Origin of the sequence: Streptomyces sp. NPDC058579 (assembly GCF_042718575.1) — a bacterium.
Lineage (GTDB): Bacteria > Actinomycetota > Actinomycetes > Streptomycetales > Streptomycetaceae > Streptomyces.
Map to the genome: position 1 here is coordinate 54,576 of NZ_JBHXPI010000037.1, position 13,931 is coordinate 68,506.

Annotated in this window: 13 protein-coding genes; 1 reads left to right on the forward strand and 12 read right to left on the reverse strand. The window is 70.7% G+C overall.

Annotated features, from left to right (window positions below; translation table 11 throughout):
- Nucleotides 1-47 precede the first annotated feature (47 nt).
- The 12 genes from coaBC to pyrR form a co-directional block, all read right to left on the reverse strand.
- A complete protein-coding gene (gene coaBC, locus ACFWRO_RS29600) occupies nt 48-1,313 on the reverse strand; it encodes a bifunctional phosphopantothenoylcysteine decarboxylase/phosphopantothenate--cysteine ligase CoaBC (RefSeq protein ID WP_384515307.1) in 1,266 nt (421 codons plus the stop codon).
- 116 nt (nt 1,314-1,429) lie between these two features.
- Nucleotides 1,430-1,702 carry a DNA-directed RNA polymerase subunit omega gene (gene rpoZ / locus ACFWRO_RS29605; RefSeq protein ID WP_005319902.1) on the reverse strand — a complete coding sequence of 91 codons (273 nt, stop codon included), beginning with the start codon at nt 1,700-1,702 and terminating at the stop codon, nt 1,430-1,432.
- Between the two features lie 69 nt (nt 1,703-1,771).
- Nucleotides 1,772-2,335: a guanylate kinase gene (gene gmk, locus ACFWRO_RS29610; RefSeq protein WP_384515310.1), complete on the reverse strand. Its 564-nt coding sequence runs from the start codon at nt 2,333-2,335 to the stop codon at nt 1,772-1,774.
- 49 nt (nt 2,336-2,384) lie between these two features.
- Complete coding sequence (mihF, locus tag ACFWRO_RS29615; protein ID WP_384515313.1) at nt 2,385-2,708, reverse strand: integration host factor, actinobacterial type; 324 nt, start codon at nt 2,706-2,708, stop codon at nt 2,385-2,387.
- A gap of 363 nt (nt 2,709-3,071) precedes the next feature.
- Nucleotides 3,072-3,908 carry an orotidine-5'-phosphate decarboxylase gene (gene pyrF, locus ACFWRO_RS29620; protein ID WP_384515316.1) on the reverse strand — a complete coding sequence of 279 codons (837 nt, stop codon included), beginning with the start codon at nt 3,906-3,908 and terminating at the stop codon, nt 3,072-3,074.
- A complete protein-coding gene (locus tag ACFWRO_RS29625) occupies nt 3,905-5,017 on the reverse strand; it encodes a quinone-dependent dihydroorotate dehydrogenase (protein WP_384515319.1) in 1,113 nt (370 codons plus the stop codon). The genes pyrF and ACFWRO_RS29625 overlap by 4 nt, the downstream gene beginning before the upstream one ends.
- A gap of 55 nt (nt 5,018-5,072) precedes the next feature.
- Complete coding sequence (carB, locus tag ACFWRO_RS29630; RefSeq protein WP_384515322.1) at nt 5,073-8,381, reverse strand: carbamoyl-phosphate synthase large subunit; 3,309 nt, start codon at nt 8,379-8,381, stop codon at nt 5,073-5,075.
- Entirely contained in the window at nt 8,374-9,531 is a 1,158-nt protein-coding gene (gene carA / locus ACFWRO_RS29635; protein ID WP_384515325.1) for a glutamine-hydrolyzing carbamoyl-phosphate synthase small subunit, read from the reverse strand. The genes carB and carA overlap by 8 nt, the downstream gene beginning before the upstream one ends.
- Nucleotides 9,528-10,094 (reverse strand): hypothetical protein, encoded by a 567-nt coding sequence (locus ACFWRO_RS29640; RefSeq protein ID WP_384515328.1) that lies wholly within the window; start codon nt 10,092-10,094, stop codon nt 9,528-9,530. Before ACFWRO_RS29640 ends, carA begins: the two co-directional genes overlap by 4 nt.
- The gene (locus ACFWRO_RS29645) at nt 10,091-11,377 is read right to left on the reverse strand and encodes a dihydroorotase (RefSeq protein WP_384515331.1); all 1,287 of its coding nucleotides are present in this window, start codon (nt 11,375-11,377) and stop codon (nt 10,091-10,093) included. Before ACFWRO_RS29645 ends, ACFWRO_RS29640 begins: the two co-directional genes overlap by 4 nt.
- Nucleotides 11,378-11,379: 2 nt before the next feature.
- A complete protein-coding gene (locus ACFWRO_RS29650) occupies nt 11,380-12,408 on the reverse strand; it encodes an aspartate carbamoyltransferase catalytic subunit (RefSeq protein ID WP_384515333.1) in 1,029 nt (342 codons plus the stop codon).
- A gap of 110 nt (nt 12,409-12,518) precedes the next feature.
- Nucleotides 12,519-13,082 (reverse strand): bifunctional pyr operon transcriptional regulator/uracil phosphoribosyltransferase PyrR, encoded by a 564-nt coding sequence (gene pyrR, locus ACFWRO_RS29655; protein WP_384515336.1) that lies wholly within the window; start codon nt 13,080-13,082, stop codon nt 12,519-12,521.
- Nucleotides 13,083-13,336: 254 nt separating this feature from the next.
- Between pyrR and bldD the strand changes: the two genes are divergently transcribed.
- On the forward strand, nt 13,337-13,837 hold the full coding sequence (bldD, locus tag ACFWRO_RS29660; protein WP_017242229.1) for a transcriptional regulator BldD: 501 nt from the start codon (nt 13,337-13,339) through the stop codon (nt 13,835-13,837).
- Nucleotides 13,838-13,931 lie beyond the last annotated feature (94 nt).

Sequence of the window (13,931 nt, forward strand, 5' to 3'; positions counted from 1 at the left end):
ACGCACGCCCATTCCCCTCGCCCGCCAGGACGGGAATCCCGGGGGATTCACTCGGCCGGGACGGTGAAATCCGGCCGGGGGTGAGATTTCCCCGAATTCTCCGCGGGAAGGGATCGCAGACGGGGCGCGACGAGGTCCCAGACCGTCTCGGCGAGGGCTTCCTTCGGCCCGTACGGTACGGGCGTGTCGGAGCCGTCGGCGGCGAGGACGACGGCCTCGTTCTCCTCGGAGCCGAAGGTCTTGCGCTCCCCCACCTCGTTGACCACGAGCAGGTCACAGCCCTTGCGGCGGAGCTTCTCGCGGCCGTTGGCGAGCACGTCGTCGGTCTCGGCGGCGAAGCCGACGACCACCTGGCCCGGCAGGGCCCGGTCGGCGGAGATCTCGGCGAGGATGTCGGGGTTGCGGACCAGCTCCACGACCGGGGCCTCCACCCCGTCCTGCTTCTTGATCTTGCCGGGGGCGTAGACGGCCGGGCGGAAGTCCGCCACGGCGGCGGCCATGACCACGGCGTCGGCGTCGGCGGCGGCCTTGAGCACGGCCTCGCGCAGCTGGATCGCGGTGCCGACGTGGACGACGTCGACCCCGGCCGGGTCGGGGATGCCGGTGTTCGCCTCGACGAGCGTGACCCGGGCGCCCCGGGCCGCGGCGGCCTTGGCCAGGGCGTAGCCCTGCTTGCCGGAGGAGCGGTTGCCCAGGTAGCGGACCGGGTCGAGGGGCTCGCGGGTGCCGCCCGCGCTGACCACGACGTGGCGGCCGACGAGGTCGGGCGCGGCCACGCCACGGGCGAGGATCCGGCGGCAGACCTCGAAGATCTCGCCGGGGTCCGGCAGCCGGCCCTTGCCGGTGTCGACGCCGGTCAGGCGGCCGACGGCGGGCTCGATGACGACCGCGCCGCGACGGCGCAGGGTGGCGACGTTCTCCTGGGTGGCGGGGTGCTCCCACATCTCGGTGTGCATCGCGGGGGCGAAGACGACCGGACAGCGGGCCGTGAGCAGGGTGTTCGTCAGAAGGTCGTCGGCGAGCCCGTGGGCGGCCTTGGCGAGCATGTCGGCGGTGGCGGGCGCCACGACGACGAGGTCGGCGCCCTGCCCGATCCGTACGTGCGGGACCTCGTGGACGGAGTCCCACACCTCGGTGGAGACGGGGTGGCCGGAGAGCGCGGACCAGGTGGCGGCGCCGACGAAGTGGAGCGCCGAGGCGGTGGGGACGACCCGGACGTCGTGGCCCGACTCCGTCAGCCGCCGGAGCAGCTCACAGGCCTTGTAGGCGGCGATGCCGCCGCTGACGCCCAGAACGACCTTCGGCTTGGTCACCACTGCCACTCCCCGCACTCGGATGCGTACTCGGATGCGTACGACTCCATGAGACACCACAGGCCCGGCGGTTGTTCCGCCGGGCCTGTGGTGAGAAACGTTACGTGCTGACGTGCTTACTGAGCCGGGCCCTCGATGGCCTCGGAGGTCAGCAGACCCGCGTTGATCTCGCGCAGGGCGATCGAGAGCGGCTTCTCGTGCACGTGGGTGTCGACGAGCGGACCGACGTACTCGAGCAGGCCCTCGCCGAGCTGCGAGTAGTACGCGTTGATCTGGCGCGCGCGCTTGGCCGCGTAGATCACGAGGCTGTACTTCGAGTCGGTGGCCTCGAGCAGCTCGTCGATCGGGGGGTTGATGATGCCCTCGGGCGCGGTGATGGAAGAGGACACTCTCTTGCCTTCCGAAGAAACTTCTGGGTGAGCTGATCAGGGCGATCAGATCCAGGCGATCAGAAAAGATCAAACAACGTTCATCAAGGCTAGCAGCTCACGGGCCACGTCCTCGACGGAGGTGTTGACCAGGGTGGTGTCGAACTCCGTCTCGGCGGCCAGTTCGATCTTGGCGGCCGCGAGGCGGCGCTCGATGACCTCGGGCGACTCGGTGCCGCGGCCGGTGAGCCTGCGGACCAGTTCGTCCCAGCTCGGCGGGGCGAGGAAGACCAGCTGGGAGTCCTTCATGGACTCCTTGACCTGCCGGGCGCCCTGGAGGTCGATCTCCAGGAGGACCGGCTCGCCGGCCTCCAGGCGCTCCAGGACCGCCTGACGCGGCGTGCCGTAGCGGTTGCCCGCGAACTCGGCCCATTCGAGGAGTTCCCCGTTGGCGACCAGCTTGTCGAATTCATCGTCCGTGACGAAGAAATACTGGACGCCGTGCTTCTCGCCGGGGCGCGGCTTTCGTGTCGTGGCCGACACCGAGAGCCAGACCTCGGGGTGGACCTTGCGCATATGAGCGACGACCGTGCTCTTGCCGACCCCTGAGGGGCCGGAGAGCACGGTCAGCCGCGGACGTACCTCTGCTGCCATGCAGCGATTATTCCAGCTTTACGGGGGTGCCTGGGACGGCAGTCCCGCTTCAGGCGCCGGAGCCACCGAACTCGCGCTCCAGGGAGGCGATCTGGTTGGAACCGAGCCCGCGCACGCGCCGGCTCTCGGAGATGCCGAGTCGCTCCATGATCTGCTTGGCGCGCACCTTGCCGACGCCGGGCAGGGACTCGAGCAGCGCCGAGACCTTCATCTTGCCGATGACCTCGTTCTTGCGGCCCTGCTCGATGACGTCGTGGAGCGAGGCACCGGAGTGCTTGAGTCGATTCTTGACCTCGGCCCGCTCCCGGCGAGCCGCGGCGGCCTTTTCGAGCGCGGCTGCGCGCTGTTCAGGGGTAAGGGGCGGAAGAGCCACGCCTACGTCACCTCGGATGTCGAACTGTCGGATACGGACCGGTGAGGAACCTAGTCGCCCCACACCATTGGAGCAGCGACCAACGCAAGGAACCGCTGAACGCTGACCCTGCCCCGGAGACTAGCGGCGAAAGTCTCTCCAGTCAGCGAGAACAAGCGAAAAGTCCTGGTCAGCATCTGCCGACCAGGACTTTTCAGACATAACGACCGTGTTTTGGGTAAGGATCCTGTCAAGGAGTGAGACGTCCCTCACCTGCGGATTGGTCCGACGGACGCCCTGAGAGTGTTCGACGGACCGTCAAAGAGCTCTCGAACGGCTCCCGCAGGGTTCCCGAAGGGCTCTCGAACGACCCGAGAAGGGCTCTCAGCCGGCGACGGCCTCGCGGATCTCGGTCGCGTACCGCTCCGCCGAGGCGCGCAGGGCGGCGGCGTCCGGACCGTGCTTCAGGACCCCCCGGCTGACGTTCGGGACCACGTTGCGGACCGCCGCGCCGAAGACCGCGGGGAGGTCGGCCGGGCTCGCGCCCTGGGCGCCGAGGCCGGGGGCCAGGAGCGGGCCGTTGATGTCCAGGTCGAAGGAGGACAGGTCGCCCAGCGTGGCGCCGACGACCGCGCCGAAGGAGCCCATGGGGGTCTCCCCCGCGTTCTCCTCGGCGAGGTGGGCCAGCATGGTCGCGCCGATGGTCCGGCCGTCCTCGCGGACCGCCCGCTGGACCTCCGCGCCCTCCGGGTTGGACGTGAGGGCCAGGACGAAGAGGCCCGCGCCCGACTCCCGCGCCAGGTCGACGGCCGGCTTGAGGGAGCCGTAGCCGAGGTACGGCGAGACCGTCAGCGCGTCCGAGAAGAGCGGGGAGTCCTTGCGCAGGAAGGCCTCGGCGTACGCGGCCATGGTGGAGCCGATGTCGCCGCGCTTGGCGTCCATCACCACGAGCCCGCCCGCGGCCCGCAGATCGGCGACGGCGCGCTCCAGGACGGCGACACCGCGCGAGCCGAAGCGCTCGAAGAACGCGGACTGCGGCTTGAAGACGGCGACGGTCTCGGCGAGGGCCTCGACGACCGTGAAGGTGAAGCGCTCCAGGCCCGCGATGTCGTCGTCCAGGCCCCAGGAGGCCAGCAGGGCGGCGTGCGGGTCGATGCCGACGCAGAGCGGGCCGCGCTCGTCCATGGCGGTGCGCAGGCGGGTTCCGAAGGAGAGAGTCACTTGGCGGCGGCCTTTCGGTTGTCGGCGCCGACGGCCTCGGCGAGGGTGGCGTACGGGGAGGCGGCGAGGCGCGCCGCGAGGCCCTTGTGGATCGCGCGGGCGTAGAACGGGCCCTCGTAGATGAAGGCGCTGTAGCCCTGGATCAGGGTGGCGCCGGCCAGGATGCGCTGCCAGGCGTCCTCGGCGTTCTCGATGCCGCCGACGCCCACGAGGACGAGCCGGTCGCCCACGCGCGCGTGGAGGCGCCTCAGGACGGCGAGGGAGCGCTCCTTGACGGGGGCGCCGGAGAGCCCGCCGGTCTCCTGGACCAGCGCGGGGTCGGACTTCAGGCCGAGGCCCTCGCGCGCGATGGTCGTGTTGGTGGCGATGATGCCGTCGAGGCCGAGCTCCAGGGCCAGGTCGGCGACGGCGTCGACGTCCTCGTCGGCCAGGTCGGGGGCGATCTTGACCAGGAGCGGGACGCGGCGGTCCTGGACGGACCGGTCGGCCGCCTCGCGTACCGCCGTGAGGAGCGGGCGCAGGGACTCGGTGGCCTGGAGGTTGCGCAGGCCCGGGGTGTTCGGGGAGGAGACGTTGACGACCAGGTAGTCGGCGTGGCGGGCGAGGCGCTCGGTGGACTTCACGTAGTCGGCGGCGGCCTCGGCCTCCGGGACGACCTTGGTCTTGCCGATGTTGACGCCGACGACGGTGTTGAAGACCGACACGCGCGCGTGGAGGCGCTCCGCCACAGCGGCGGAGCCCTCGTTGTTGAAGCCCATGCGGTTGATCAGGGCGCGGTCCGGGACCAGCCGGAAGAGGCGCTTCTTGGGGTTGCCCGGCTGGCCTTCGCCGGTGACCGTGCCGATCTCGATGTGGTCGAAGCCGAGCATCGACATGCCGTCGATGGCGACGGCGTTCTTGTCGAAGCCGGCGGCGAGGCCGAAGGGGCCGTGCATGCGCAGGCCGAGCGCCTCGGTGCGCAGTTCCTTGAACCGGGGCGCGAGGACGGCGGCGACGAAGGTGCGGAGCACGGGGACGCGGGCGGCCAGGCGGATCCAGCGGAAGGCCAGGTAGTGGGCCTGCTCCGGGTCCATCCGCTTGAAGACGACGTGGAAGAAGAACTTGTACATGTGGGTGTCCTCAGCAAGAGGGGGACACCGTTTCCGGTGTCCCCCTCGTGGGTTGCTAGTCGCGGGCCGCGGTCAGGTGCTCCGCGTGTTCCTGGAGCGAGCGGACGCCGACGTCGCCGTGGCCGAGCGCCTCGATGCCCTGGACGGCGGCGGCGAGCGCCTGGACCGTGGTGAGGCACGGGACGGAGCGGGCCACCGCCGCCGTACGGATCTCGTAGCCGTCGAGGCGGCCGCCGGTGCCGTACGGGGTGTTGACGATGAGGTCGACCTGGCCGTCGTGGATCAGCTGGACGATCGTCTTCTCGCCGTTCGGGCCCTCGCCGTCGCTGAGCTTGCGCACGACGGTGGCGTTGATGCCGTTGCGGCGCAACACCTCCGCGGTGCCCGAGGTGGCCATCAGCTCGAAGCCGTGGGCGACCAGCTCGCGCGCCGGGAAGATCATCGAGCGCTTGTCGCGGTTGGCGACGGAGATGAACGCGCGGCCCTTGGTGGGCAGCGGGCCGTAGGCGCCGGCCTGCGACTTGGCGTACGCCGTGCCGAAGACGGAGTCGATGCCCATGACCTCGCCGGTGGAGCGCATCTCCGGGCCGAGGATGGTGTCCACGCCGCGTCCGCGGATGTCGCGGAAGCGGGTCCACGGCATCACGGCCTCCTTGACGGAGATCGGCGCGTCGATCGGCAGGGTGCCGCCGTCGCCGGTCCTCGGCAGCAGGCCCTCGGCGCGCAGCTCGGCGATGGTCGTGCCCAGCGAGATGCGGGCGGCGGCCTTCGCGAGCGGCACGGCGGTCGCCTTGGAGGTGAAGGGGACGGTCCGGGAGGCGCGCGGGTTGGCCTCCAGGACGTAGAGGATGTCGCCGGCCATGGCGAACTGGATGTTGATCAGTCCGCGCACGCCGACGCCCTTGGCGATGGCCTCCGTGGAGGTGCGCAGGCGCTTGATGTCGTGGCCGCCGAGGGTGATCGGGGGCAGGGCGCAGGCCGAGTCGCCGGAGTGGATGCCGGCCTCCTCGATGTGCTCCATGACGCCGCCGAGGTAGAGCTCGTGGCCGTCGTAGAGGGCGTCGACGTCGATCTCGATGGCGTCGTCGAGGAAGCGGTCGACCAGGACCGGCCGGGTGGGGCTGATCTCGGTGGACTCGGCGATGTACGACTCCAGGCGGGCCTCGTCGTAGACGATCTCCATGCCGCGGCCACCGAGCACGTACGAGGGGCGTACGAGGACGGGGTAGCCGATCTCGTCGGCGATGGCCTTGGCCCCGGCGAAGGTGGTCGCGGTGCCGTGCTTGGGCGCGGGCAGGCCGGCGTCGGCGAGGACCTGGCCGAAAGCGCCGCGGTCCTCGGCGGCGTGGATGGCCTCCGGGGAGGTGCCGACGACGGGCACGCCGTTGTCCTTGAGCGCCTGGGAGAGGCCCAGCGGGGTCTGGCCGCCGAGCTGGACGATGACTCCGGCGACGGGGCCCGCCAGCGTCTCGGCGTGGACGATCTCCAGGACGTCCTCGAGCGTGAGCGGCTCGAAGTAGAGGCGGTCGGAGGTGTCGTAGTCCGTGGAGACGGTCTCCGGGTTGCAGTTGACCATCACGGTCTCGTAGCCGGCGTCGCTGAGCGCGAAGGAGGCGTGGACGCAGGAGTAGTCGAACTCGATGCCCTGGCCGATGCGGTTCGGGCCGGAGCCCAGGATGATCACGGCGGGCTTGGTGCGCGGCGCGACCTCGCTCTCCTCGTCGTACGAGGAGTAGAAGTACGGGGTCTTGGCGGCGAACTCGGCGGCGCAGGTGTCGACCGTCTTGTAGACCGGGCGGACGCCGAGCGCGTGCCGGACCTCGCGGACGACGTCCTCGCGCAGGCCGCGGATGTCGGCGATCTGGGCGTCGGAGAAGCCGTGGCGCTTGGCCTCGGCGAGCAGCTCGGGCTCGAGCTTCTCGGCGGCGGCGAGCTCGTCGGCGATCTCCTTGATGAGGAAGAGCTGGTCGACGAACCAGGGGTCGATCTTGGTCGCGTCGAAGACCTCCTCGGGGGTGGCCCCGGCGCGGATGGCCTGCATGACGGTGTTGATCCGGCCGTCGGTGGGGCGGACCGCGTCGCGCAGCAGCTCGGCCTTGGAGCCGGGCTCGCCGGTGAAGGCGAACTGCGAGCCCTTCTTCTCCAGGGAGCGCAGCGCCTTCTGCAGCGCCTCGGTGAAGTTGCGGCCGATCGCCATGGCCTCGCCGACCGACTTCATGGTCGTGGTGAGGGTGGAGTCGGCCTGCGGGAACTTCTCGAAGGCGAAGCGAGGAGCCTTGACCACGACGTAGTCGAGCGTGGGCTCGAAGGAGGCCGGGGTCTTCTCCGTGATGTCGTTGGGGATCTCGTCCAGCGTGTAGCCGACGGCGAGACGCGCCGCGATCTTCGCGATCGGGAAGCCGGTGGCCTTGGAGGCGAGGGCGGAGGAGCGGGAGACGCGCGGGTTCATCTCGATGACGATGATGCGGCCGTCGTCCGGGTTGATCGCGAACTGAATGTTGCAGCCGCCGGTGTCGACGCCGACCTCGCGGATGATCGCGATGCCGATGTCGCGCAGCCGCTGGTACTCGCGGTCGGTGAGCGTCATCGCCGGGGCGACGGTGATCGAGTCGCCGGTGTGGACGCCCATCGGGTCGAAGTTCTCGATGGAGCAGACGACCACGACGTTGTCGTTCCGGTCGCGCATCAGCTCCAGCTCGTACTCCTTCCAGCCGAGGATGGACTCCTCCAGGAGCACCTCGGTGGTCGGGGAGAGCGTGAGGCCCTGGCCGGCGATGCGGCGCAGCTCGTCCTCGTCGTGGGCGAAGCCGGAGCCGGCGCCGCCCATGGTGAAGGAGGGGCGCACGACGACGGGGTAGCCGCCGAGCGTGTCGACGCCCGCGATGACGTCGTCCATGGTGTGACAGATCACGGACCGGGCGGACTCGCCGTAGCCGATCTTGGCCTTGACGGCCTCGACGACACCCTTGAAGAGGTCGCGGTCCTCGCCCTTGTTGATGGCCTCCACGTTGGCGCCGATGAGCTCGACGCCGTACTTCTCCAGGACGCCCTGCGCGTGCATGGAGATCGCGGTGTTGAGCGCGGTCTGGCCGCCGAGGGTGGGCAGGAGCGCGTCGGGGCGCTCCTTGGCGATGATCTTCTCGACGAACTCGGGGGTGATCGGCTCGACGTACGTGGCGTCGGCGATCTCCGGGTCGGTCATGATCGTGGCCGGGTTGGAGTTGACCAGGATCACCCGCAGGCCCTCGGCCTTGAGGATCCGGCAGGCCTGGGTTCCGGAGTAGTCGAACTCGGCGGCCTGGCCGATGACGATCGGGCCGGAGCCGATGACCAGGACGGACTGGATATCGGTGCGCTTAGGCACGCTCGGCCTCCATCAGGGTTACGAAGCGGTCGAAGAGGTACGCGGCGTCGTGCGGGCCCGCGGCCGCCTCGGGGTGGTACTGGACGGAGAAGGCCGGCTGGTCGAGCAGCTGGAGGCCTTCCACGACGTTGTCGTTCAGGCAGACGTGGGAGACCTCGGCACGCCCGTAGGGGGTGTCGGAGACCTTGTCGAGGGGCGCGTCGACGGCGAAGCCGTGGTTGTGCGCGGTGATCTCGACCTTGCCGGTCGTGCGGTCCTGCACCGGCTGGTTGATGCCGCGGTGGCCGTACTTCAGCTTGTAGGTGCCGAAGCCGAGCGCGCGGCCGAGGATCTGGTTGCCGAAGCAGATGCCGAAGAGCGGCGTCTTGCGCTCCAGGACGGCCCGCATGACGGAGACCGGGTGGTCGGCGGTGGCCGGGTCGCCGGGGCCGTTCGAGAAGAACACGCCGTCCGGCTTCACCGCGTACACGTCCTCGACGGTGGCGGTGGCGGGCAGCACGTGGACCTCGATGCCGCGTTCGGCCATCCGGTGCGGGGTCATGCCCTTGATGCCGAGGTCGACGGCGGCGACGGTGAACTTCTTGGTGCCGATCGCGGGGACGACGTACGTCTCCTTGGTGGCGACCTCGGCGGAGAGGTCGGCGCCCTTCATCTCGGGGGCCTGGCGGACCTCGGCGAGCATGGTGCCCTCGTCGGGCAGCGCGTTGCCGGAGAAGATGCCGACGCGCATGGCGCCGCTCTCGCGCAGGTGGCGGGTGAGGGCGCGGGTGTCGATGCCGGAGATGCCGACGACGCCCTGGGCGGCGAGCTCCTCGTCCAGCGAGCGCTTGGCGCGCCAGTTGGAGGAGACGCGGGCGGGGTCGCGGACGACGTAGCCGGAGACCCAGATGCGGGAGGACTCGGGGTCCTCGTCGTTGACGCCGGTGTTGCCGACGTGCGGGGCGGTCATCACGACGACCTGGCGGTGGTACGACGGGTCGGTGAGGGTCTCCTGGTAGCCGGTCATGCCGGTGGAGAACACGGCCTCGCCGAAGGTCTCCCCCACGGCCCCGTAGGCGCGACCGCGGAAGATGCGGCCGTCCTCCAGGACGAGTACGGCGGGAAGCACCGCCTTCCTCTTCGAGGAGCTCCCCTGATTGGAGGTCGTCATCGTGCGGTGCCTTCCGTAGTCTTGATCATGCTGTTGACGGCCTCGACCCAGGCGGTGTGCTCCGCCGCCCGGTCGGACCGGAAGCCGGAGTCGAGGAGCTTCTCGCCGTGCGCCCACGTGACGATCAGCAGCCCGCCCTCGGCGAGGACCTTGCCCGCGATGCCCTTGTCGAGCCGGGCCTCGCGGAGGGCCTCGACCGGGATGAAGAAGTCGTTCGCCCCGGGACGTACGACCGCGATCCCCGCGTCGTCAAGCGTGAGCTCGACGCGGCTGCGGGTGCCGAGGCCGTGGGCGACGATCCGGTCGAGCCACTGCCCGGCCGTGGTCGAGCCGTGGTACCGCCCGCTCAGGGACAGTCTCACCTCGCCGGCGCTCTCGGGCATTCCCGGCAGTTCGGGCAGGTCCGACTGGAGGCTGCCGCGCCACTTCCATCCCTGGCGCATCAGCCAGTAGACGAAGGCGATGAAGAGCAGGAGTCCCGCGACCCAGCCGATCCGCCCGGCCCAGTCGGTGACTTCCGCCGACTTCTTCTCGGCCTCGGCGGCCAGTTCGATGAGTGTCACGCCAGCTTCCCGTCGACGAGCGTTGCCCGGCCCCGCAGGAAGGTGTGGGTGATGCGTCCCGGCAGTTCGCGGCCCTCGTAGGGGGTGTTGCGGCTGCGGGAGGCGAAGCCCGCGGGGTCCACGAGACCACGGTATGCCGGATCGACCAGGGTCAGGTTCGCGGGCTCACCTGCCGAGACGGGGCGTCCGTGGCCCTCGGCCCGCCCGATGGCGGCCGGCTTGACGGACATCCGGTCGGCGACGCCGGCCCAGTCGAGCAGTCCGGTCTCGACCATCGTCTGCTGGACGACGGAGAGCGCGGTCTCCAGGCCCACCATGCCCATGGCGGCCGCGGCCCACTCGCAGTCCTTGTCCTCGTGCGGGTGCGGGGCGTGGTCGGTGGCGACGATGTCGATGGTGCCGTCGGCCAGGGCCTCGCGGAGCGCCATCACGTCACGCTCGGTGCGCAGCGGCGGGTTGACCTTGTAGACGGGGTTGTACGAGCGCGCCATCTCGTCGGTCAGGAGGAGGTGGTGGGGCGTGACCTCGGCGGTGACGTCGATGCCGCGCGACTTGGCCCAGCGCACGATCTCCACGGAGCCGGCGGTCGACAGGTGGCAGATGTGGACGCGGGAGCCGACGTGCTCGGCGAGGAGCACGTCGCGGGCGATGATCGACTCCTCGGCGACGGCCGGCCAGCCGCCGAGACCCAGCTCGGCGGAGACGACGCCCTCGTTCATCTGGGCGCCCTCGGTCAGGCGGGGCTCCTGGGCGTGCTGGGCGACGACGCCGCCGAATGCCTTCACGTACTCCAGGGCGCGGCGCATGATCACGGCGTCGTCGACGCACTTGCCGTCGTCGGAGAAGACCGTGACGCCGGCGGCGGAGTCGTGCATGGCGCCGAGCTCGGCGAGCTTCTTGCCCTCCAGGCCGACCGTGACGGCGCCGATGGGCTGCACGTCGCAGTAGCCGGACTCCTTGCCGAGGCGGTAGACCTGCTCGACCACACCGGCGGTGTCGGCGACCGGGAAGGTGTTGGCCATGGCGAAGACGGCGGTGAAGCCGCCGGAGGCTGCGGCGCGGGTGCCGGTGAGGACGGTCTCGGAGTCCTCGCGGCCGGGCTCGCGCAGGTGGGTGTGGAGGTCGACGAGGCCGGGCAGCAGGATCTGGCCCTCGGCCTCGACGACGGTCGCGCCCTCGGCCGACAGGCCCGTACCGACCTCGGCGATGGTCTCGCCGTCGATCAGGACGTCCTGCGGCTCGCCGCCCAGCACCTTGGCACCGCGGATAAGGATCTTGCTCATGGTTACTTGCTCTCCTCGGCGACGGAGGGGCGGCGCGCAGCGCCTCGGTCAAGGGTGGTGGTGGGCGACGGGTGGGCGGTGGCGGCGGGCTCGGAGCCGCCGAGCAGCAGGTAGAGGACGGCCATGCGGACGGAGACGCCGTTGGCGACCTGCTCGACGACCGTGCAGCGGTCGGAGTCGGCGACCTCGGCGGTGATCTCCATGCCGCGGACCATCGGGCCGGGGTGCATCACGATGGCGTGCTCGGGCATCTTCGCCATCCGGTAGCCGTCGAGCCCGTACCGCCGCGAGTACTCGCGCTCGGTCGGGAAGAAGGCCGCGTTCATCCGCTCGCGCTGCACACGCAGCATCATCACCGCGTCGGACTTCGGCAGCACGCTGTCGAGGTCGTAGCTGACCTCGCAGGGCCAGGTCTCGACGCCGACCGGGACGAGGGTGGGCGGGGCCACCAGGGTGACCTCGGCGCCGAGGGTGTGCAGCAGGTCGACGTTGGAGCGGGCGACCCGGCTGTGCAGGACGTCTCCGACGAGGGTGATGCGCTTGCCCGCGAGGTCCTGGCCGAGGCCGGCGTCACGGCCGACGAGGCGGCGGCGCATGGTGAAGGCGTCGAGCAGGGCCTGCGTGGGGTGCTGGTGGGTGCCGTCGCCGGCGTTGATGACGGGGGCGTCGATCCAGCCGGAGGTGGCGAGCCGGTACGGGGCGCCGGAGGCGCTGTGGCGGATGACGACGGCGTCGACGCCCATCGCCTCCAGGGTCTGGGCGGTGTCCTTGAGGGACTCGCCCTTGGAGACGCTGGAGCCCTTGGCCGCGAAGTTGATCACGTCGGCGGAGAGGCGCTTCTCGGCGGCCTCGAAGGAGATCCGGGTGCGGGTGGAGTCCTCGAAGAAGAGGTTGCAGATGGTCCGGCCGCGCAGGGTGGGCAGCTTCTTGATCGGCCGGTCGGCGACCCGGGCCATCTCCTCGGCGGTGTCGAGGATGAGGACGGCGTCGTCGCGGGTGAGGTCGGCGGCCGAGATGAGGTGACGCATCATCGGGGTGTGCTCCGTGGTCGGGAGGTGTGGGCCTGGGGGTGTCCCCTAGGGGCCCGTCGGGGTGCGGGCACGCAGGGGTGTGCCCTGGACCCGTCGGGGTGCCGGACCGGCTAGGCGGTGGTCTTGCTGCCGAGCAGCACGGTGTCGCGACCGTCCTCCTCGGCGAGCTGGACCTTGACCGTCTCGCGCAGCGACGTGGGCAGGTTCTTGCCGACGTAGTCGGCGCGGATCGGCAGCTCGCGGTGGCCTCGGTCGACGAGGACCGCGAGCTGCACGGCCCGCGGGCGGCCGATGTCGCCGAGCGCGTCGAGCGCGGCGCGGATGGTGCGGCCGGAGAAGAGCACGTCGTCGACCAGGACGACCAGACGGCCGTCGATGCCGTCACCGGGGATCTCGGTGCGGCCGAGCGCGCGGGCGGGCTTCATCCGCAGGTCGTCGCGGTACATGGTGATGTCGAGGGAGCCGACCGGGATCTTGCGGCCGGTGATCTCGGCGAGCTTGTCGGCCAGCCGGCGGGCGAGGAACACGCCGCGCGTCGGGATGCCGAGGAGGACCACGTCGTCGGCGCCCTTGGCGCGCTCGACGATCTCGTGGGCGATGCGGGTCAGGACCCGCGCGATGTCGGGGCCCTCGAGAACCGGGCGTGCCGCATCGGAGTACTGCTCTGTGTCCATATGAAACGGACCTCCTTCTCCGCCTCACGGGACGGACCTTAAAGGACGTCGGATTTGCGCCATCGACTCTACCAGGGGCGGGTGGCCGCCCTGCTCACCACCCCGGCGCCACTCCGGGCGCCGTCCCCCGAGAGGGGGCGGTATGGACCATTCGGCTTGACGGGAAAGAGTAACGCTGCGTAACCTCACAGTGAGTTACCAGCCACGCGGCGGAGCCGCACGTTGTCTACAGCGACCAGCGTCCGGGGAGCTATATGTCCAGCGAATACGCAAAGCAGCTCGGGGCCAAGCTCCGTGCCATCCGCACCCAGCAGGGCCTTTCCCTCCACGGTGTGGAAGAGAAGTCCCAGGGCCGCTGGAAGGCCGTCGTGGTCGGCTCGTACGAGCGTGGTGACCGCGCCGTGACGGTGCAGCGCCTCGCCGAGCTGGCGGACTTCTACGGCGTCCCGGTGCAGGAGCTCCTGCCCGGCACGACCCCGGGCGGGGCCGCCGAGCCCCCGCCGAAGCTCGTCCTCGACCTTGAGCGCCTGGCCCACGTCCCGCAGGAGAAGGCGGGCCCCCTCCAGCGCTACGCGGCGACGATCCAGTCGCAGCGCGGCGACTACAACGGCAAGGTGCTGTCGATCCGCCAGGACGACCTCCGCACGCTCGCCGTGATCTACGACCAGTCGCCCTCGGTCCTGACCGAGCAGCTCATCAGCTGGGGCGTCCTCGACGCGGACGCGCGGCGCGCGGTCGCTCACGAGGACAACTGAGCAGAACCGAGCAGAAACGTTGCCGCCGGGGCGGGGGGGGGGGGTCGGCGCCCCCCCCCCCCGGCGGGTGGGCGCGCACCGGGGCGCCCGGCGC